At 47.3% G+C, this 17,873-nt stretch carries 14 protein-coding genes; 10 read left to right on the forward strand and 4 right to left on the reverse strand.

Going from position 1 to position 17,873, the window contains the following annotated elements:
• The first annotated feature begins 69 nt into the window (after positions 1-69).
• The gene (locus AB6805_RS23885; RefSeq protein ID WP_370911972.1) at positions 70-459 is read left to right on the forward strand and encodes a DUF1801 domain-containing protein; all 390 of its coding nucleotides are present in this window, start codon (positions 70-72) and stop codon (positions 457-459) included.
• 15 nt (positions 460-474) lie between these two features.
• Here the strand turns inward: AB6805_RS23885 and AB6805_RS23890 are convergent, their stop codons facing one another.
• The 3 genes from AB6805_RS23890 to AB6805_RS23900 all read right to left on the reverse strand — a co-directional run bounded on the left by AB6805_RS23890 (position 475) and on the right by AB6805_RS23900 (position 2,823).
• The gene (locus AB6805_RS23890; protein ID WP_370911973.1) at positions 475-804 is read right to left on the reverse strand and encodes a hypothetical protein; all 330 of its coding nucleotides are present in this window, start codon (positions 802-804) and stop codon (positions 475-477) included.
• A 103-nt stretch (positions 805-907) separates the two neighbouring features.
• Complete coding sequence (locus tag AB6805_RS23895; protein ID WP_370911974.1) at positions 908-1,729, reverse strand: helix-turn-helix domain-containing protein; 822 nt, start codon at positions 1,727-1,729, stop codon at positions 908-910.
• A 71-nt stretch (positions 1,730-1,800) separates the two neighbouring features.
• Positions 1,801-2,823: an SDR family NAD(P)-dependent oxidoreductase gene (locus AB6805_RS23900; RefSeq protein WP_370911975.1), complete on the reverse strand. Its 1,023-nt coding sequence runs from the start codon at positions 2,821-2,823 to the stop codon at positions 1,801-1,803.
• A 379-nt stretch (positions 2,824-3,202) separates the two neighbouring features.
• Here AB6805_RS23900 and AB6805_RS23905 point away from each other — a divergent pair, with 379 nt between their 5' ends.
• Complete coding sequence (locus tag AB6805_RS23905) at positions 3,203-3,955, forward strand: DUF2314 domain-containing protein (protein ID WP_370911976.1); 753 nt, start codon at positions 3,203-3,205, stop codon at positions 3,953-3,955.
• A gap of 20 nt (positions 3,956-3,975) precedes the next feature.
• Positions 3,976-4,608, forward strand: a complete 633-nt coding sequence (locus AB6805_RS23910) for an ankyrin repeat domain-containing protein (protein WP_370911977.1) — start codon at positions 3,976-3,978, stop codon at positions 4,606-4,608.
• A gap of 6 nt (positions 4,609-4,614) precedes the next feature.
• Here the strand turns inward: AB6805_RS23910 and AB6805_RS23915 are convergent, their stop codons facing one another.
• Positions 4,615-5,424, reverse strand: a complete 810-nt coding sequence (locus AB6805_RS23915; protein ID WP_370911978.1) for a class I SAM-dependent methyltransferase — start codon at positions 5,422-5,424, stop codon at positions 4,615-4,617.
• 141 nt (positions 5,425-5,565) lie between these two features.
• Between AB6805_RS23915 and AB6805_RS23920 the strand changes: the two genes are divergently transcribed.
• The 7 genes from AB6805_RS23920 to AB6805_RS23950 all read left to right on the forward strand — a co-directional run bounded on the left by AB6805_RS23920 (position 5,566) and on the right by AB6805_RS23950 (position 17,845).
• The gene (locus AB6805_RS23920; protein ID WP_370912162.1) at positions 5,566-6,102 is read left to right on the forward strand and encodes an RNA polymerase sigma factor; all 537 of its coding nucleotides are present in this window, start codon (positions 5,566-5,568) and stop codon (positions 6,100-6,102) included.
• Between the two features lie 78 nt (positions 6,103-6,180).
• Positions 6,181-7,353 carry a FecR family protein gene (locus AB6805_RS23925; RefSeq protein ID WP_370911979.1) on the forward strand — a complete coding sequence of 391 codons (1,173 nt, stop codon included), beginning with the start codon at positions 6,181-6,183 and terminating at the stop codon, positions 7,351-7,353.
• A gap of 401 nt (positions 7,354-7,754) precedes the next feature.
• Positions 7,755-10,985: a SusC/RagA family TonB-linked outer membrane protein gene (locus AB6805_RS23930; RefSeq protein WP_370911980.1), complete on the forward strand. Its 3,231-nt coding sequence runs from the start codon at positions 7,755-7,757 to the stop codon at positions 10,983-10,985.
• A 13-nt stretch (positions 10,986-10,998) separates the two neighbouring features.
• The gene (locus tag AB6805_RS23935) at positions 10,999-12,411 is read left to right on the forward strand and encodes a RagB/SusD family nutrient uptake outer membrane protein (protein WP_370911981.1); all 1,413 of its coding nucleotides are present in this window, start codon (positions 10,999-11,001) and stop codon (positions 12,409-12,411) included.
• Positions 12,412-12,503: 92 nt separating this feature from the next.
• Positions 12,504-13,436, forward strand: coding sequence for an ABC transporter ATP-binding protein (locus AB6805_RS23940; protein ID WP_370911982.1), 933 nt, complete (start codon positions 12,504-12,506; stop codon positions 13,434-13,436).
• 9 nt (positions 13,437-13,445) lie between these two features.
• Positions 13,446-15,734, forward strand: a complete 2,289-nt coding sequence (locus AB6805_RS23945; protein WP_370911983.1) for a Gldg family protein — start codon at positions 13,446-13,448, stop codon at positions 15,732-15,734.
• 242 nt (positions 15,735-15,976) lie between these two features.
• Positions 15,977-17,845: a tetratricopeptide repeat protein gene (locus AB6805_RS23950; protein WP_370911984.1), complete on the forward strand. Its 1,869-nt coding sequence runs from the start codon at positions 15,977-15,979 to the stop codon at positions 17,843-17,845.
• The last annotated feature ends 28 nt before the right edge of the window (positions 17,846-17,873 follow it).

A 17,873-nucleotide genomic window follows, 5' to 3' on the forward strand; every position in this document is an offset into this window, starting at 1 on the left:
GCAGTCAGATACTGGTATTTTGTTGTACTTTTAATCTGACCCTATGGTTTTAATTTAAAACCCTGCAATATGAACGAAGAAATACAGGCCTACAACGATTCATTGTCAGCTGCAGATAAGGCTATTGCCGATAAGCTGGCCCGGGAAATTAACAAGCATCTGACCAATGCAGAAAGTAAAATATGGCACCGGCACCCGGTGTGGTTCCTGAATGGCAATCCCATTGTTGGGTACAGTAAATTAAAAGACAGCGTGCGCCTGTTATTTTGGAGCGGGCAGTCGTTTGAAGAAGAAGGCCTGCAACCGGAAGGTACCTTCAAGGCCGCAGAGGCCCGTTACACCGATGTAAAACAAATAGACACCGGGCTGCTAAAACGCTGGCTCGAAAAAGGCACAAAGATCCAATGGGATTATAAAAATATCGTCAAGCGGAAAGGCGTGCTGGAACGATTGCTGTAGCAGCGTTTCAGCTTCTTATACCGTAACCCGCTGCAATAACTTCCTGCTTTCTTTACTCACAAAAGTAATCGGCACAAACTTGTCTGTAGGGGCGCCGATATAGTATACGGTCCATTCCGGATCGTGATGCGACAGCATTTCGCTGATACAATCTGCCCGGTGTCCCATGGGATTGGAACAATCGTCCCAATAAAACAATTCTACCCGGTAGTGCAGCTGCTGCTTCTGGTTGTTGATGGTTACTTCAACTTCAATCTCCTGCTTACCCGGGAGTGGGGGAATAGGAATCACGATGTGGCTCATGGTGTTGTTATTATACAAGCGTTTCCGCAAGAAGGTTGCCATATCCGGGCAGTATGCACATACATCACTTATGTATAATTGTTTTCCGTAATTGTTCAAACGCGGGCGCCGGGTGTCCGGAAACGGACAGTTTAAAGCGAAAAGGTCAACGGGGTGCACTGTTATTGAATAACGCGTTAGGCGGGTATCCGAAATAATTTTTAAATGCACTTGAAAAATGTGACAGGTTTTCAAAGCCTACTTCAAAATAAACATCAATGGGTTTCCGCTTCTTTTCCGACATCTGGTAATGCGCCAGCTGCAGTCTTTTTTCTGTCAGCCATTTTTGCGGCGTGGTATGATAGGTCTTTTTAAAATCCCTTCTGAAAGTCGCCAGGCTCCGGCCGGTTAGGTAGCCAAACCGGTCCATCGTCATGTTAAACATAAAATGCCGCTCCATAAAATCGGGAAGATCTATTTTTCCAGGTTCGTCAAAGTCGGCCAGGAGGCCATCCACGCTTTTGTCGATAGATCTCAGTATACTGATGGCTTCTTCAATTTTAATGGCAGCGATATCCCGTGGAAGGTTTTCACCCAGATCAAAATAGGGGATCAGGGAAGCAAGGCAGCTTTCCAGCAGCGGGTGTTTGGAGAAGTGATATATTTTTGAATGAGAGGCCGTTCGTCCGGCCGCCTTATGCCGGGAATAAAAATCCCGCAGCCTTTCTTTGGTTAAATGCATGGCCACTGCTTTATGCGGCATCCCGTTTTTCGGGTAATTGATCACCGTCGTCAATTGATTGCGTGGAATGAGGAAAATATCGCCGGTGTTAAAAGTATACGCAGCGTCAGCCTGTATAATTTTTGTTTCACCCGAGATAAACCAAACCAGGATATGGTGTTCAAATATTACTTCCGTTTTGAACCCTTTGCCGTTAAACTCCGACAGCTTGATATCCGGCGTAATATATTTTGTTTCAAACTCCATTTTTCAACAATAGATTTAAGCCGAATATAAGAATTCGGCTTGTGAGAGAAGATTTTAATTGTGGGTAATGATCAGTTGACAGGAAAAGCAATACCCGTTAGTTTTTCGGTTAATGCCCACAGCTTCCTGGCATTTTCAGCATCCACCGAATAAGGTTTTACGCCTCTCAGGGAAGAAGGATCGTTATAGTTGTGTGCAATATTTCCTTCATCCAGTCCGGCTACGTCTGCATCCTCGCAGTATACGCCACCCAAGTCATTTAACCGCGGGGTAGTTGCGCACCATACGGATGTTGCAGCGCCCTGCTCAATCGTTTTGAGTGTGGCCGCAACCTCCGGCCGGATATTTCCCGCTTCATCATGCGTGCCCATTTGCTGGAACAGGGCCATGGGCGCAACACGACCGAGGTCCGTCCCATTTACCGATCCGGGATGCACGGAAAAAGCGCGTACGCCAAACGCTTTGCTGCGATGATCAAGTTCCACCGTGAAAAGATTATTGGCAGTTTTTGATTGTCCATAGCCCTGCAATGTTTCATACTCACGGGCAATAAAATTCGGATCTTCAAAATTGAACGGCGCCATCTGGTGACCGTATGATGATACGTTCACCACACGCGTACCCCTGCTTCTTTTCAGGGCAGGCCAGAGTTTCGCTGTTAGCTGAAAATGGCCTAAGTGGTTGGTGGAAAGCTGTGATTCATAACCCCGTTTATCGCGCTGTAAAGGTACCCACATAATACCGGCGTTATTAACCAGTATATCGAGGGGCGCATTTGTAGCAAGGAATTTTTCGGCAAAAGCATTGATAGACGCAGGGCCCATAAGATCCATTGCTTCGATGGTTACGTTACTGATCCCTTGTAGATTATTGGCCGCTTTGCGGATATCACGGGCGGGTACTGTCACCTTTGCGCCGGCGGCAACAAATGTTTTAACGGTTTCTAGTCCTATGCCTGCATAGCCGCCGGTAACAATAGCTGTTTTACCGCTGAGGTCAATACCTTTGATCACGTCATGTACGGTGGAGGTGGCGTTAAACCCGGAGTGGATTGGTTGCTGAAGGGCGCCGTTATAATTGTCTTTTAAATTCATAGCTTTAAATTTTATGAAACAAAGCTAGCGACAGCCCGATGAAACCGTTTTGTTTAAAACGTCAAAGTACTTTGTTTAAAACGTCATTTATTATCCGATTTGGCAACAGTCATTAAGCATCTGCTCCGCAGTCTGATCATCGCGGAATTTCGGAATTAGTTCAAATCAATCTTTTCCTATATTGCAGTATGAAAATATTATTGATAGCCATAACGCTAACCGGTTTCTGCAGCTGCTACAATAGTAAGGAAGGTTATGATGAAAGCCGCGAATTGGTGCCCAATCCTGAGGGATATAAGAAAGATACCTTTATTCAATCATCCGCGGACACCGTTGCCCTAAAAGATACTGTTAGCAAGAAAAAATAAATATTTTAAATATGGCAGAGAAGACCATCTTTTATTCCGAATCAGATAATCCGGAAATGATTAAAGCCTTTCATAAAGCACAGGAAACATTTAAGTATTTCTGGAGAGAACTTTCCTGGGAGTACCGGAGAATTGTTCCTGCATTAGACCTGGCTTGTGTGAAAATAGCCTTCATGCAAAATGTGGCGCATCAAACAACTCCGCTGGTAGAGCATATGTGGATTAATGAAGTGGAATTTGATGGCGATATGATTAGCGGTGTACTTATAAATGATCCGACTGAGCTGACGAATGTCAAGAATGGGGACTTTGTGGAAGTACCGCTAAGTCAGGTCAGCGACTGGTTATTCAGTAGCCAGGGAGACACCTATGGAGGATTTACCATACAGCTGTTAAGGTCCACCATGGGCAAGGCGGAACGTAAGCAACATGATGAGGCCTGGGGATTGAATTTTGGAGACTACCAGGATATTCAGCTCGTTTATGGACAAAAGGGACACCCGGAACATCTTATTGAGCACCCTATGAGTATTAATATGAAGGATAGCTTAGTAAAATTTTTACATGAACATCCGGAGGAAATAACTAATCAGAACGAAGCCGGGTATACGCTTTTGCACAGGGAAACAATATCAGGCAACCGGAGTTCTGTTGAAATTTTGTTGCAGCTGGGGGCGGATAAAACCATTAAAACCGGTAAAGGAAAAACAGCATTGGATTTTGCAAAGCAGCTCGGTTGGGAACACCTGGTTCCATTGCTTTAGTAACCTTTATTTAAACTCCCATGAAAGAACTGATCAGCAATAAAGACTATGAAGGAATCGAAAAGGCGCTCTCTCAAAATCCTTCACTGGCTAATGAAGGGATTCCTTTTGATGAAAAAAACACCACCAAAGCCCATCCGTTGCATCGGATCTGCGATGGCGTATTTGCCCACACTTATACTGATAAAGAAGCGGTGGAGATGGCCCGGATATTTTTAGCGCATGGCGCAAACGTGAATGGCGATGCGTTGACCGAAGGACGCGACACGCCGCTGATTGCAGCGGCCAGTTTGCATGCGGAGGAAGTAGGTATCTTATACATAGAAAATGGCGCCGCTATTGACCATGCCGGTTGTCATGGCGGAACGGCTTTGCACTGGGCTGCCTGGACGGGGCAGGATAAGCTGGTAGCAAGACTGATCAGGGAAAACGCAGACATTCATAAACGGTGTATAGATTTTAAAGGAACCCCGCTTTTGTGGGCTGTTCACGGGCTCAAACATGGAGGCCCGGAAAACCGGCATCACCAGGTTGAATGCGTGCGGTTGCTGATAGCAGCGGGTGCCGACAAAACTGTTCCAAATATAGACGGCACCACCCCATTGGAATTTCTTGAGGAAGCCGATAAGGACTTAATTGACCTGTTAAAATAAACGGACTTACTTTTGCCCGATGCCTGCCAGCGCGCTTAATTCAAATTCAAAAGCCGCTGGTCCGAACCGTTGAATAAGCTGTTGCTCCAGTTCATTTGCCACGCGATCGTAGGAAGCAGGCGCCTTTTCCTTTGCCTGCCGGCCCAGCGGATGCTGGTGAAAATAACTGTTTACGACATATTTGGCAGAAGGGGCATGTCCTTTAATTTTCAGATACACGGCTTTATGGCTGGTAAAACCGGCTTCTTTAAGGTAGTTGTCCAGCACTTGCGGATCATGCAGCGCGAACGGTGTATGGAAGCGGCTTGTATCTTCTCCTTCAAATAAGGGAATAATTGTTTCGTCGATCAGCAGTTTAAACAATTCCATGCTGCCCGTATGATCCCAGGTGGTGAACACAAAATGACCGCCGGGCTTTAGTACACGGAATGCTTCATTTACGCCGCCCTGCTTATCCGGCAGGAACATTAATCCAAACTGGTTTACTACCAGGTCGAAAGACTGATCTCCGAAAGGTAATGCCTGCGCATCGGCCAGTTGAAATGTGATAGCAAAATGATTTAATTGCTGCTGCGCCAACTCCAGCATATCAGGATTAATATCGGTAGCCGTGATATGAGTAGATGCAGGAAAGTTTTCCCGGAGGTGTTTGGTGAGCCTGCCGCTTCCGGATGCTATTTCCAGGATAGCTGTTGCGGGAAGGGTAACAACATGTGGCAGCAACGCTTTGGCCGATGGTTCAAAAATGAGGGGACCCAGGTGTTCCTCATAGTTGGAAGCGTCGTTTCTTGTAATTTTATATACTTCTTTATTCATAACTGTGTATTTAAAAAGATGCCTGTTGAGGTTTTGAAGTAGTAAAATAACATTTTTTCTTACTTTTACCTTCTTACCTAGCTAAAGAAGGAAATCGCAGCCAACATCTACATAGAGCACGAAGCCGTTTATCTTCGGCGTATCGCCAATGGTGACCACCTGGCATTTGAAGTGGTGTTCCGTTTTTACCGCGACAAGGTATTCAACATTGCTTATAAGCTCACCGGTTCCCGAGGGATGGCGGATGACATTGTGCAGGATATCTTTTTGCAGGTATGGCTGAAACGGAGTATCATGGCAGATGTACAGCATTTTAAGGCTTATCTGTTTACGCTTTCCCGGAACTATATTGCCCGCTATATGAAACGCAATGCCCGTCTCATTTTTACCCAGGCGTCTGAAAACGATGGGGTAGCAGAGGAACCGGCCGACAGGCTGCTTCGTGAAAAAGAATATGATGGCATCCTGCAGCAGGCCATTGCAAAACTTCCGGCACAACAGGCGGAAGTATACCGCCTGAGCAAACAGGAAGGACTAAAAAGGGAAGAAGTAGCCGCCATCATGGGGATTTCCCCTGAAACGGTGAAAGCCTACCTGGCGCTGGCTATGCGCAGCATCAGGGCTTATTGCATGGTACGCCTTGGCATTCCCGTTCTGGTATACCTGCTTATTTCATAAATTTTTTTACACCTATACCCCCTTCTTTCTTTTTCCGGCCTCTCATATAGCAGAAGCACTAACGCTGCTCCTTTTTATATGAACGAAACCAGGTTATCATATCTGTTTAAAAAATTATTAGATCAGTCTTTGTCGCCGGCGGAAAAGCAGGAGTTGGGCATACTGATAGAGCAGCAACACGACGATGCGCCGCTCGGAGAGCTGATCGGGCAGGCATTGGAAGATGCCCCGGTAGAACACCGGATGGATGACCAGTCGACCCGGCAGGTGCTGGATGCTATCAGGTTTGCAGACAGTGAACCGGCGTTATACGTCCGCAGCAGGCGTGGCTGGCTGCGCACCGCAGTAGCCGCAGCTGTATTTACAGCCGTAGCGGCTACCGCATACTATTACTGGCCGGTGCGTACCGGCAGAACGCCGTTGGTGAAAGTGGAAGATGTACGGCCCGGCGGCAATAAAGCACTGCTTACACTGGCCGATGGCAGGGTAGTAGCGCTGGACAGCAACAGCACCCAAACCATGCAGCAAGGCGCCGCCTCCATACGGAAACAGGGCGGGCAGCTGGTATATACAGCCGGTAAGCATACCAGCCAGCCGGAATTTAATACACTCCGCACACCCCGTGGCGGACAGTTTAAAGTACAATTGCCGGATGGCACCAATGTATGGCTCAACGCCGCCAGCTCACTCAGGTACCCGACAGATTTCAACGGAACGGAACGACTGGTACAGGTATCGGGAGAAGCTTTTTTTGAAGTGGCAAAAGATGCCACCCGGCCATTCCGGGTTACAGTGAGTAAGCATCATTCCATTATAGTACTGGGTACAAGTTTTAATGTGAAAGCTTATGACGATGACCTGATCGCAAAAACCACTTTGCTTGATGGCGCCGTGAAGGTAATGTTCAGCGCGGGCAAGGTATCCGAAGTGCAGTTAAGGCCCGGGCAGCAGGCGCAGGTAAGCGCTGCGGAAGAAACGATGCAGCTGGTGAAACAGGTGAACCTCGACCAGGAAATGGCATGGCGTTCGGATGCCTTCAGTTTCGAGGGACAAACACTGGAAGAGATCATGAAAGAGATTTCCCGGTGGTATGACATCGATGTGGTTTTTCCCGGCAAAGTACCCGATATCACTTTTGGAGGTGGCATGAGCAGGGATGTAAATCTGAAAGAGGTACTCGACTTTCTCCGGGATTCGCGGGTACATTATAAGCTGGAAAGCAACGGAAAAAAACTAATCATCACACAATAGCCTATACTATTATTTATCAGATACCAACCATTATTTTTTTCAAACACTATCAACCAGATCTATGTATGATGAATGCAACGTAGTTAAAAGAATGCACCGGGATTTCCAATAAAAAACGGCGGCGATTGGACCCGCCACCGTTTAAAGAGATTGGGATTCAGTATCACAACAATTGGCTTAATCATTATTTACATCAACCCAAACATTGCAAATCTATGCAAATTAAACCACATTGCTACCAATGTGAGAAGGGGACTGCTCATGCCCATAGCGAGGCAACTCCGCCCCTTTTGTACAGGTGCTCAACCAAAATCGGATGCTCCACTGCAAGGCTTTTCCAAACAGTTCAGGGCCCGGCGAATAAAACAATAGGTAACGCAATGAAGTTAACTTTTGTACTCATGACTGTTGTCATCCTGAATGTTGCGGCAAAAGGTTATGGTCAGCTGGTTACATTGTCCGGTAAAAATATACCGGTAGAAAAGGTGTTAAACGCGGTGAGAAAGCAAACCAGCTTTATAGCGGCTTACTCCAGGGAAGTGCTGGCCGCAGCAAAGCCGGTTACCATAGATGTGCGTAATATGCCGCTGGAACAATTTATGCAGCTGCTGGTAAAGGACCAGCCATTGAAATTTAAGATACAGAATAACACCATCTTCATTACAGAAAATCCGCTTCCTGTTCCCGTAACCGCAGCAGCACCCGTAAACGTAGCAACGGAAATATCCGGTACGCTGGTACATGCACATACCAACCAGCCGCTGGAAGGCGCAACGGTGCATATTGTAGGGCAAAGGATCATTGTAACGGCGGATGTTAACGGAAGGTTTTCCATCAAAGCGGAAATAGGGGATGTGCTGATGATCACCTTCGTTGGATTTACTACCAAAGAAGTAAAGGTCACCAGCACCAACATGGGCATCATCGTGCTGGAACCATTTACCAGCAGGCTTTCCGAAGTTGTGATCAATAAAGGCTATTACACAGAATCACAGCGTTTATCTACCGGCAGCGTAACAAGGGTAACGTCTAAAATCATTGAGCAACAGCCGGTCACCAACGTATTACAGGCTTTGCAGGGCCGCATGCCCGGCGTATCCATTGTACAGAATAATGGTTACCCCGGCGCATCGATCGATGTACAGGTAAGGGGCGTAAACTCCCTGCTGCGTACTTCGCAGCCATTGTACATTGTAGACGGCGTACCGTTTTTATCTGATGCCATCAATGCACAAACGGGTAATGTGCTCAATGGCGCCAACGGGCCTACCAGTCCGTTAAACAGTATTAACCCGGCAGATCTGGAAAGCGTGGAAGTATTGAAGGATGGCGATGCCACCGCTATTTACGGTTCGCGTGGCGCTAACGGGGTGATATTGATCACCACAAAAAAAGGACGTGCAGGTAAAACCAGGATCGACATGAATCTCAATACCGGGATGTCGCAGGTAGCGCATTTCGTACCTACTTTAAATACAGAAGAGTTTCTGGCGCTTCGTAAACAGGGCTTTAAAAATTCCAATATTACGCCCACCACCGCCAATGCACAGGATTTGCTGGTATGGGACCAGCATGCTTATACAAATTTCCAGAAGCTGCTGATTGGGAACACCGCGAATTTTACAGATGCGAGTATGAGTATATCCGGTGGCGACGACAGAACAAACTTTCTGCTGGGAGGTACCTACCACAAGGAAACCACGGTGTATTACCTGGATAAATCTTACAAACGTGGTGCCGCTAACCTGAGCATTAACCACAGCAGTTTGGATAGAAAATTTAAACTTGGATTTTCAGCGATGTATGTGGCAGATAATAATACATTGGCGATAGAAGATCTTACGAGCCGTGCGTACCAGTTAGCGCCTAACTTTCCTTTATACAAGCCTGATGGCAGCCTGTACTGGTCCACCGATTTCTTTTCGCAAAACCCACTCGGTGTGATGATGCGGACCAACCGTAATAAATCGTCTAACCTGAACAGCGCCCTGAATCTGAGTTATACGCCGGTGAAGGGACTGGAGTTTAAAACACTGCTTGGTTTTGGCCGTTCCGATATGGACCAGGTACAGCTCACGCCGCAGTCGTCGCAGGATCAGACAAATGCCACCAACGCTGCCCGTGCTGCTTTTGTATATAGTTATACCAATAACTACATTATAGAGCCGCAGGTAAGCTATACTAAAATAGCAGGCGCCCACCATTTTTCCGGCCTAATAGGTGGCTCCTGGCAATACCGTATGTCACGCCAGCCTTATTATACCATTGCATCGGATTTTACTTCGGATGATTTTATCGAGAACCTGGCGTCTGCGGCGAGTATCTTTACCCGCTCCAGTTCTACCGATTATAAGTTTGCATCGGTTTTTGCCCGCCTGAATTATGTGTACAACGACCGCTACGTGATCAACGGTATCTTCCGCCGCGATGGCTCGTCCCGTTTTGGACCCAGCAGCCGCTTTGGTAACTTTGGTTCACTGGGCGCCGCCTGGTTGTTTACAGAAGAATCATTTTTCAAAAACCGCCTGAAATGGTTAAGCAGTGGTAAACTGCGCGGCAGTTATGGTATCACCGGCAGCGATAATATCGGCAACTATGCTTATCTCGATTCCTACAGCACCACCGGCTATGTATTTAACGGCGTTACAGGCCTGGTGCCTTCACGGATCGCCAACAGCGACTATCGCTGGGAGCAAACGGATAAACTGGAAGGGGCGCTGGAACTGGGTTTCCTGGACGACAAACTGCAGTTAACAGCCGCTTACTATAATAATATTACCAGTAACCAGCTTATCAGCTATACTATCAGTACACAGGCAGGCTTCAGCAACTACCAGGCAAATCTGCCGGCAGATGTGCAGAACAAAGGATGGGAGATCTCGTTGAATACCGTGAATATCCGGAACAAATATTTCAGCTGGACATCTAACTTTAATTTCTCCGCCAACAAAAATAAACTGAAAGCATTCCCCAATCTTCAGAAAACTTCCTACTACACCAGTTACGTAGTGGGCAACCCGGTAAGCAGTGTATACCTGTATAAATACGCCGGGTATGATCCTGCTACCGATCTTCCTATTGTAGCAGATTTAAATAATGATAAAGCCATCACCTTTGGGCTGCAGGCAATTGGCAGGGGAGACAGATATTATGTTGGTACCAGCTATCCCGACTTTTTCGGTGGCCTCACCAATACGCTCAGTTATAAAAACTTTACACTGGATTTCACTTTTCAGTTTGTAAAACAGAAAGGCCGCAGTCTCGGATCTTCTATGACGTATCCGCCTGGATTTAGTTATAATCTTTCCAGGGATGTACTGGATGATTACCTGGCCGATGGAGGCCCGGGTCAACGCCACGTGCTGGCTGCCTATAGCCCTGTTGCCAATAACTATTTTGGCTCCGATGCTACCTGGGTAGACGCATCTTTTGTGAGGTTGAAGAACCTTTCCTTTTCCTACGATTTTTCACCGTCACTGCTGAAACGTGCGCGGATTAATCAGGCCAGGTTGTTTATGCAGGCGCAGAACCTCTTTACGCTTACATCTTACAAAGGCTTCGACCCGGAATCAAGAGGTACTTCGCTGCCTCCTTTGCGCACGCTGTCTGCTGGTTTTAAACTTTCGCTTTAAAAAGATTGATGACATGTTAAGGAAAATACATTCTATAAAAATAATCGCAGGTTTGGTAACAACGTTGGCAATGGCTGGCTGTGAAAAGCTGATAGACATTCCTGCCCCGGTAACGGAGATTTCTTCTGCACGTGTTTTTACGTCTGATAAGCTGGCGCTGTCGGCTTTATCCGGCGCATTCAGCAGCACCTTCGGTTCACAAACGCTGGCTATTAACCTTACGTCCATGACGTCACTGGCATCCGACGATATGGTCTATCTCGCCAACACCAATTATGACGAGCTTACCAACAATACCTATGTACCCGCTTCCAGCACATCGGCGGTGAGTACGCTCAATGGGATCTGGATAGATCTGTACGCGGGTATTTACCGTTTTAACAGCCTCATAGAAGGAGCGGCGGCGAGTGCCGCTTTATCCGATTCGGTTAAACAACGGGTGGTGGCGGAATCGAAATTCATGCGCGCTTACTGTTACTTTTATCTTGTAAATCTTTATGGTGAAGTACCGTTGGTACTGCAAACAGATGTGAGCAAAACTGCGCTGCTGCCTAAAACCAATGTGGCGGCTATCAATACGCAGCTCATCACCGACCTGCTGGACGCCCGCGATCATTTGCCGCTTGATTACAGCGCAGCAGCAGGCTTCCGCACCAGTGTAACCCGGTGGGCCGCAAGCGCTTTGCTGGCAAGGGTTTACCTGTACAATAAACAGTGGGGCCTGGCAGAACAGGAAGCATCCAAAGTAATAGACAATGCCGGTTCGCTTTATGCGATGACACCCGCCGCTTCTTTGGAGAATACCTTTCTGAAAGCTTCCGCCGAAGCTATTTTCCAGTTCGGGCCTTATCTCAGTATCACCAGTGGTTATACTTACGAAGGCTACACTTTCGTTGCCAATACTTCTCAATATTCACTCACAGATGACCTGGCAGGTATTTTCGATGCTGCAGATGCACGCAGAACAAAATGGATAAGGGATACTACTTTCAGTGGCGTTTTAAATCACCAGTCCTATAAATACCGCCTGACGTCGATCGCTGCAGCAACAGCGGCCGGCAAACAGGAGGCGCCCACCGCATTACGGCTGGCAGAGCAATACCTGATCCGTGCAGAAGCCCGGCTTAATCAGCAGAACCTGTCTGATGCAAGGGCCGATCTGAACGTGGTGCGTGTACGCGCTAATACTGCTGCCAGTATTTCCACCGCAGAAAACGTACTCCGGCTTGAAATCGAAGACGAAAACCGGCGCGAGTTTTTTAATGAATTCGGTCACCGCTGGATGGACTTACGCCGCACCGGCCGGATCAATGCGGTGCTGGGCGCCAAAAAGAGTACCTGGCAGGCGCGCGCCGCTTATTTCCCGTTGCCGCAATCTGCCGTGGATGCCAATCCTAACCTGGTGCAAAACCCGGATTACAACTAACACCTGATACTGATCACTCCAAAGTATGTGCCTGTGGGCGGTTCCGGCCGCCCCTGTCCATACTTTGCCTTTACCATGCTAAGCAATCATTTATGAATACAAGTATTGTTAAAATCGAGCATTTATCGCACAGGTACAGTACCGCCTGGGCGATAAAAGACATTAACCTGGACATCAGGCATAAAGGAATAACGGGTTTGCTCGGCTCTAACGGCGCGGGGAAATCCACCACCATGAACATCCTTTGCGGTGTGCTCAATCAAACAGAAGGATCGGTGCTCATTGATAATATCAATCTGCGCGAACACCCGATCGCCGCCAAGAAGTTGATCGGTTTCCTGCCGCAGAATGCGCCGCTCTACCTGGATCTCACCGTAGATGAGTACCTCACACACTGCGCGCATATGCGGTTGATCCCCAAAGACCGTATCAAAGCGGCTATGACAGAGGCTAAGGAACGATGCGGGATTGCGCACTTCAGCAAACGGCTGATCAAAAACCTTTCCGGTGGGTATAAACAACGGGTGGGCATTGCACAGGCCATCATTCATAAACCCAAACTGGTGGTGCTGGATGAACCCACCAATGGCCTGGACCCTAACCAGATTGCGGAAGTACGCCTGCTCATCAAAGAAATCGGGGAGGAACGCTCGGTTATTTTTTCGTCGCACATTTTATCGGAGGTGCAGGCTACCTGCGATACCATCAAAATGATTGAGCAGGGCAGGGTGGTTTTTACCGGTACCGTAAACGACTTCAATAATTATATCGCTCCCAACTCCATGCTGCTGTACTTCAGCAATGCACCGGAGCTGTCTGTACTCAAAGCGATACCTGGTATTACCGGCGCATTGCCAACAGACAACGGCTGGTGGCGTTTGCATTTTGATACAGCGCCTGAAATCGCGGAAACAGTAGTGGAACTCAGCGCCCGCAACGGATGGAAGCTGCGGGAAATCCAGCTGGAAAGAAGTTCGCTGGAAGAAATCTTTGCAAAATTATCAAACAAGGTTAAATCATTATAATCAGTACTTATGAAACTTACATTCAGGATTGCAAAACTGGAACTAAGCAATCTGTTTTATTCCCCCGTTGCATGGGTTGTGCTGGTCATTTTTATGGTGCAGTCGGGGTGGGAGTTCACCAGCATGGTAGAACGTTTCGAAAGGGTACAGCAGTTGGGAATGAACCGCAGTGGGTTGACCCACACCTTTTTTGCAGGGTTTTCAGGTTTGTTTACAAAGATGCAGGAAAACCTGTACCTGTACATCCCGCTTTTAACGATGGGCCTTATCAGCCGGGAAACGGGCAGCGGCTCTATCAAACTGGTATATTCATCGCCCGTAAAATTAAGTGCAGTCGTATGGGGTAAGTACCTCGCCATGGTATTTTATTGTGTATTGCTGATGTGCTGTTTCGTGATCTTAGGTATTGTTGCTTCCTATATCGTGAAAGACGCGGACGGGTCATTTATTACTTCCGGTATCATTGGGCTGTTCCTGCTCATCTGCGCTTATTCGGCTATTGGACTGTTTATGTCGTCGCTGACTACCTACCAGGTGGTGGCGGCTATTAGTACGCTCGCGCTTTTAGGTGGATTGAACTATATAGGTAAGTTATGGCAGGACATGGATTTTATCCGCGACCTGACCTACTTCCTGTCCATCTCCGGCAGGGCAGAAAACTTTGTAGAAGGGTTAATTACCAGCAGGGATGTTTTCTATTTTATTATCGTGATACTTTTATTTGTGGGGTTAACGATATTAAAACTCCGCGCCGGTAAGGAATCGAAACCGCTGCTGGTGAAAGTGGCGCGCTATACCGCCCTGGTAGTATGCGCCTTGCTGGCCGGCTATGTTACCAGCCGCCCGGGTGTAGTGGCGTATAAGGACATGACCGCCAACAATGGCCGCACGTTAACAAAAGGCAGCCAGGATGTACTGAAACAGATGAAAGGCCCGCTGACGATCACGGCATATGTGAACCTGCTGGATGCCAACTACTTTTCTTTGGCGCCCATTTTCCGTAATTCGGACCTGGAAAGATTTGATAAGTACTTCCGTTTCAGACCGGATATCCGCATGAAATATATTTACTACTACGATAGCACCAGCAATCCTGACCTTTACAGCAGGAATAAAGGACTGAACACCGAACAGTTGGCCCAACGCGTAGCTTCGTCGTATAAACTGGATATCAACGATTTCCTTACGCCGGCGCAAATCCATAAAAAAATCGATCTGTCGGGAGAGGGGAACAGGACCCTGCGCCTGCTGGAATACAACGGTAAAACCACTTTCCTTAGAATTTATGAAGACCTGATGCGTCAGCCCGATGAAAAAGAAATTACCGCCGCTATAAAAAGGCTGGTAACAGAGCCGGCTAAAGTAGCTTTTGTAACAGGGCATAATGAAAGAAGCATTAAGCGCATGGCAGATAATGATTACAAACTTTCTACCATCGAAAAAACTTTCCGGTATGCCTTGCTGAACCAGGGCTTCTCTGTACAGGAAATTTACCTGGGAAAAGATAGTATCCCGTCAGATATAGCGGTGCTGGTAATTGCAGATCCCGGGATGCCTTATTCACCGGAGCAGCTGCAACAGGTAACAACGTTTATAAATGGCGGTGGTAACCTGCTGATTGCAGGGGAGCCTTCCAGGCGGGAATACCTCAATCCGCTGCTGTCAACACTGGGCATGAGCATTGAACCCGGCACTATATTGCAGAAAACAGAAGATCTGTCACCGCGGTTTGTTCAATGCGCGCTCTCCGCACCGGGATTGAAACTGTTAGGTAATTCACCTGCCTTCCAACAGGATGATATCGTTATTAGCTTTTCGGGTGCAGGCAGTATTGCCGGCAATGCCAACAATGATTATCACATCACGCCGCTGATTGTAAGCAACACCGCCAATACATTCAAACGCACGGCGCCTATCGACGACAGCCTGCGTACTGCGGTATTCACGCCTGAACTGAACGATGAGCGGGGCGCTTTCCCGATGACAGTCGCTTTAACAAGAGAACATAATGGCCGTCAGCAACGGATCATTGTTTCGGCAGATGCTGACTTTATGAGTAATGCCGAACTGCTGAGAAATAATATCCGCACCGCCAATTTTCTGTTTACCACGGAGTTGTTCCGTTGGTTCACTTATGGATTGTTCCCGGTGGATACTTCCCGCCCGCCGTTAACAGATAGCGACCTGCGGATCAGTGCCACCGGCGTTAATTATCTCAAAATAGGCCTGGTAGGATTCCTGCCGGCGCTGATTGTAGCAGGAGTAGTGATAATGATGATAAGAAGGAAAAGAAGATAATTGGTTTTTTAAGGGGGCCATCAGGTCCCCTTAATTTTTATTTTAATAATCAGTTAGTGCTTTCCAGGTACTTAAATATACCTGGTTCACGGTAGCCGCTTGTGGGTACTTTGGCGTTTAAGATTATGCATTATATTTGCCGGCAAAATGCCGTGCATTTTTGTTAATCATCGAACAACATTTATGTTATCATCACAACATGGTATTGTTGTTACCTACATACGTTACTTAAGCCAATGTATATGATCCGTTATTTCGTGAAAGGAATACCAGCCATCGTCTTTATTATCAGTGGAATGCTGTCCACCGCTTCCGGTCAGAATAGCTCAACAGCAGATAATGCGTTAACCCTGCTCATGGAAGGAAACTTTGCAAAAGCAAAAATCCTGGCTGGTGAAGCCATCAGCTCAGGGAAGAGCACTGGCCTGGCCTATGCCGTTCGCGGGCGGGCAAAGATTGCTACAAATGATGCGACTTCCGCACTGCAGGATATTAATGAAGCCATCAAACTTAGCCCGGATAACGGCGTCTATTACACTTTCCAGGCAATCGGTTATCAGCTTCAGAAGAATGACGGCCTGTCGGCAAAAACATTTGAAAAGGCACTGAGGTTACTGGCTTCACCAAAATCTGCTATTGAATACTATGCCCGCGCAATTGTTTATGAAAACACAAAGAATGAGGAAGCCGCGCTGGCAGATTATAGCAAGTCCATTGAGCTGAACCCGCGTTTTGCCCTTTCCTATGTAAAGCGGGGTTGGATTTATTCCGACAGGAAACAGCCAGATGCTGCTATCGCAGAGTTTACAAAAGCTATTACGGTGAACCCCACTTATACCAGCTGTTATTTTACACGCGGCAATGCCTATTACGGGCAGCAGCAGTACGATCAGGCAATAGCCGACTTCACAAAAGTAATTGAACTGGACCCTAAAGATGATAATGCCTATTTCAACCGGGGGGTGATGTATAAGAAGAAAGGAAAGTACGAAGAAGCGTTGGCCGACTACGCTAAAGTAATTGAGCTTTCCCCTAAAGATGCCTCCCTGTACGGCAATCGGGGGAATATTTATTTTATCCTGGAAAAAGGAGACCTGGCATTCAGCGATTACAACAAAGCAATTGAGCTGGACCCTAAGAATGCGCTTTACTACGTGAACCGCGGTAATACCTATGTTCGCTGGGAGCAATGGGATTCCGCACTGAACGACTATAACAAGGCCATTTCGCTGGATCCGAAATATGCCGATGCGTACCTGGAACGGGGTAATATTTATCTGAACAATAAAAAACAAAGTGACCTGGCCCTGGCCGATTTCAATAAGGTGGTTGAAATTAACCCGGGGTATTCCAATGGGTATCTGAATATTGGCGTTGTTCACCACGACAAACAAGCATATAGCCTGGCAATAGCCAGTTATACAAAAGCTATAGAAGCCGATCCGGCAAATCTCCTCGCTTACCTCAACCGCGCGGATGCTTACGATGCCATCGGCAGCAGGAAGCAGGCGGACCTCGACCGGAAGAAGTATGCTGACCTGGGTGGAAAGATCACGGCGTCTGCCGGGAAAACGCGGAGCGAAATATTTCCACAGGGAACGTTTGATGCTAAGCTGGCAGAAGCCGCACTAGGCCGGGGTTTATCAAGGATTGTAGGGAAAGCCTGCACCAAAAAAGACGGGCTGATATTCCCTGCTGCCGGGGTGATTGTAAAACTGTTCCCGGTTACGCCATACCTGGAAGAATGGCATAAGTTGCGCGACCAGAAAGAAGGCAAGAAAACGGGTGTTTATATGTCGAAAGAAGCAAACAAATACTCCATCGAAGCCGTTGCCAACTCAGACGGGAAGTTTGCTTTCGAGGGACTTAAACCCGGTAAATACTTCGTACAGCTGATCCACAGTTTCAATCAACGGAAAACCGCGCGGGTATATACTGGGTCTTATACCTCGCAGAACGGCCCTGTGCGAGAAACCACCAACTACTACTATGACGAGGATTATATAGTAGGCCGTTCACAACGACTCGAAAAGTTTATTGAAATTAAAGAGGACGGCGAAACAAAAAAGTTTACACTGGCCAATGGCTTGATTAAAACTTGCGAGTTTTAATAATTTTTTCATCAATATAAAAAAATAC

This window comes from Chitinophaga sp. RCC_12, from assembly GCF_041360695.1.
In the GTDB taxonomy this organism is placed as follows: Bacteria; Bacteroidota; Bacteroidia; order Chitinophagales; family Chitinophagaceae; genus Chitinophaga.

What these genes read in the sequence shown, in the direction of transcription:
- AB6805_RS23885 (WP_370911972.1), top strand. Translation starts at nt 70, where the DNA reads ATGAACGAAGAAATACAGGCCTACAACGATTCATTGTCAGCTGCAGAT.
- AB6805_RS23890 (WP_370911973.1), bottom strand. Translation starts at nt 804, where the DNA reads ATGGCAACCTTCTTGCGGAAACGCTTGTATAATAACAACACCATGAGC.
- AB6805_RS23895 (WP_370911974.1), bottom strand. Translation starts at nt 1,729, where the DNA reads ATGGAGTTTGAAACAAAATATATTACGCCGGATATCAAGCTGTCGGAG.
- AB6805_RS23900 (WP_370911975.1), bottom strand. Translation starts at nt 2,823, where the DNA reads ATGAATTTAAAAGACAATTATAACGGCGCCCTTCAGCAACCAATCCAC.
- AB6805_RS23905 (WP_370911976.1), top strand. Translation starts at nt 3,203, where the DNA reads ATGGCAGAGAAGACCATCTTTTATTCCGAATCAGATAATCCGGAAATG.
- AB6805_RS23910 (WP_370911977.1), top strand. Translation starts at nt 3,976, where the DNA reads ATGAAAGAACTGATCAGCAATAAAGACTATGAAGGAATCGAAAAGGCG.
- AB6805_RS23915 (WP_370911978.1), bottom strand. Translation starts at nt 5,424, where the DNA reads ATGAATAAAGAAGTATATAAAATTACAAGAAACGACGCTTCCAACTAT.
- AB6805_RS23925 (WP_370911979.1), top strand. Translation starts at nt 6,181, where the DNA reads ATGAACGAAACCAGGTTATCATATCTGTTTAAAAAATTATTAGATCAG.
- AB6805_RS23930 (WP_370911980.1), top strand. Translation starts at nt 7,755, where the DNA reads ATGACTGTTGTCATCCTGAATGTTGCGGCAAAAGGTTATGGTCAGCTG.
- AB6805_RS23935 (WP_370911981.1), top strand. Translation starts at nt 10,999, where the DNA reads ATGTTAAGGAAAATACATTCTATAAAAATAATCGCAGGTTTGGTAACA.
- AB6805_RS23940 (WP_370911982.1), top strand. Translation starts at nt 12,504, where the DNA reads ATGAATACAAGTATTGTTAAAATCGAGCATTTATCGCACAGGTACAGT.
- AB6805_RS23945 (WP_370911983.1), top strand. Translation starts at nt 13,446, where the DNA reads ATGAAACTTACATTCAGGATTGCAAAACTGGAACTAAGCAATCTGTTT.
- AB6805_RS23950 (WP_370911984.1), top strand. Translation starts at nt 15,977, where the DNA reads ATGATCCGTTATTTCGTGAAAGGAATACCAGCCATCGTCTTTATTATC.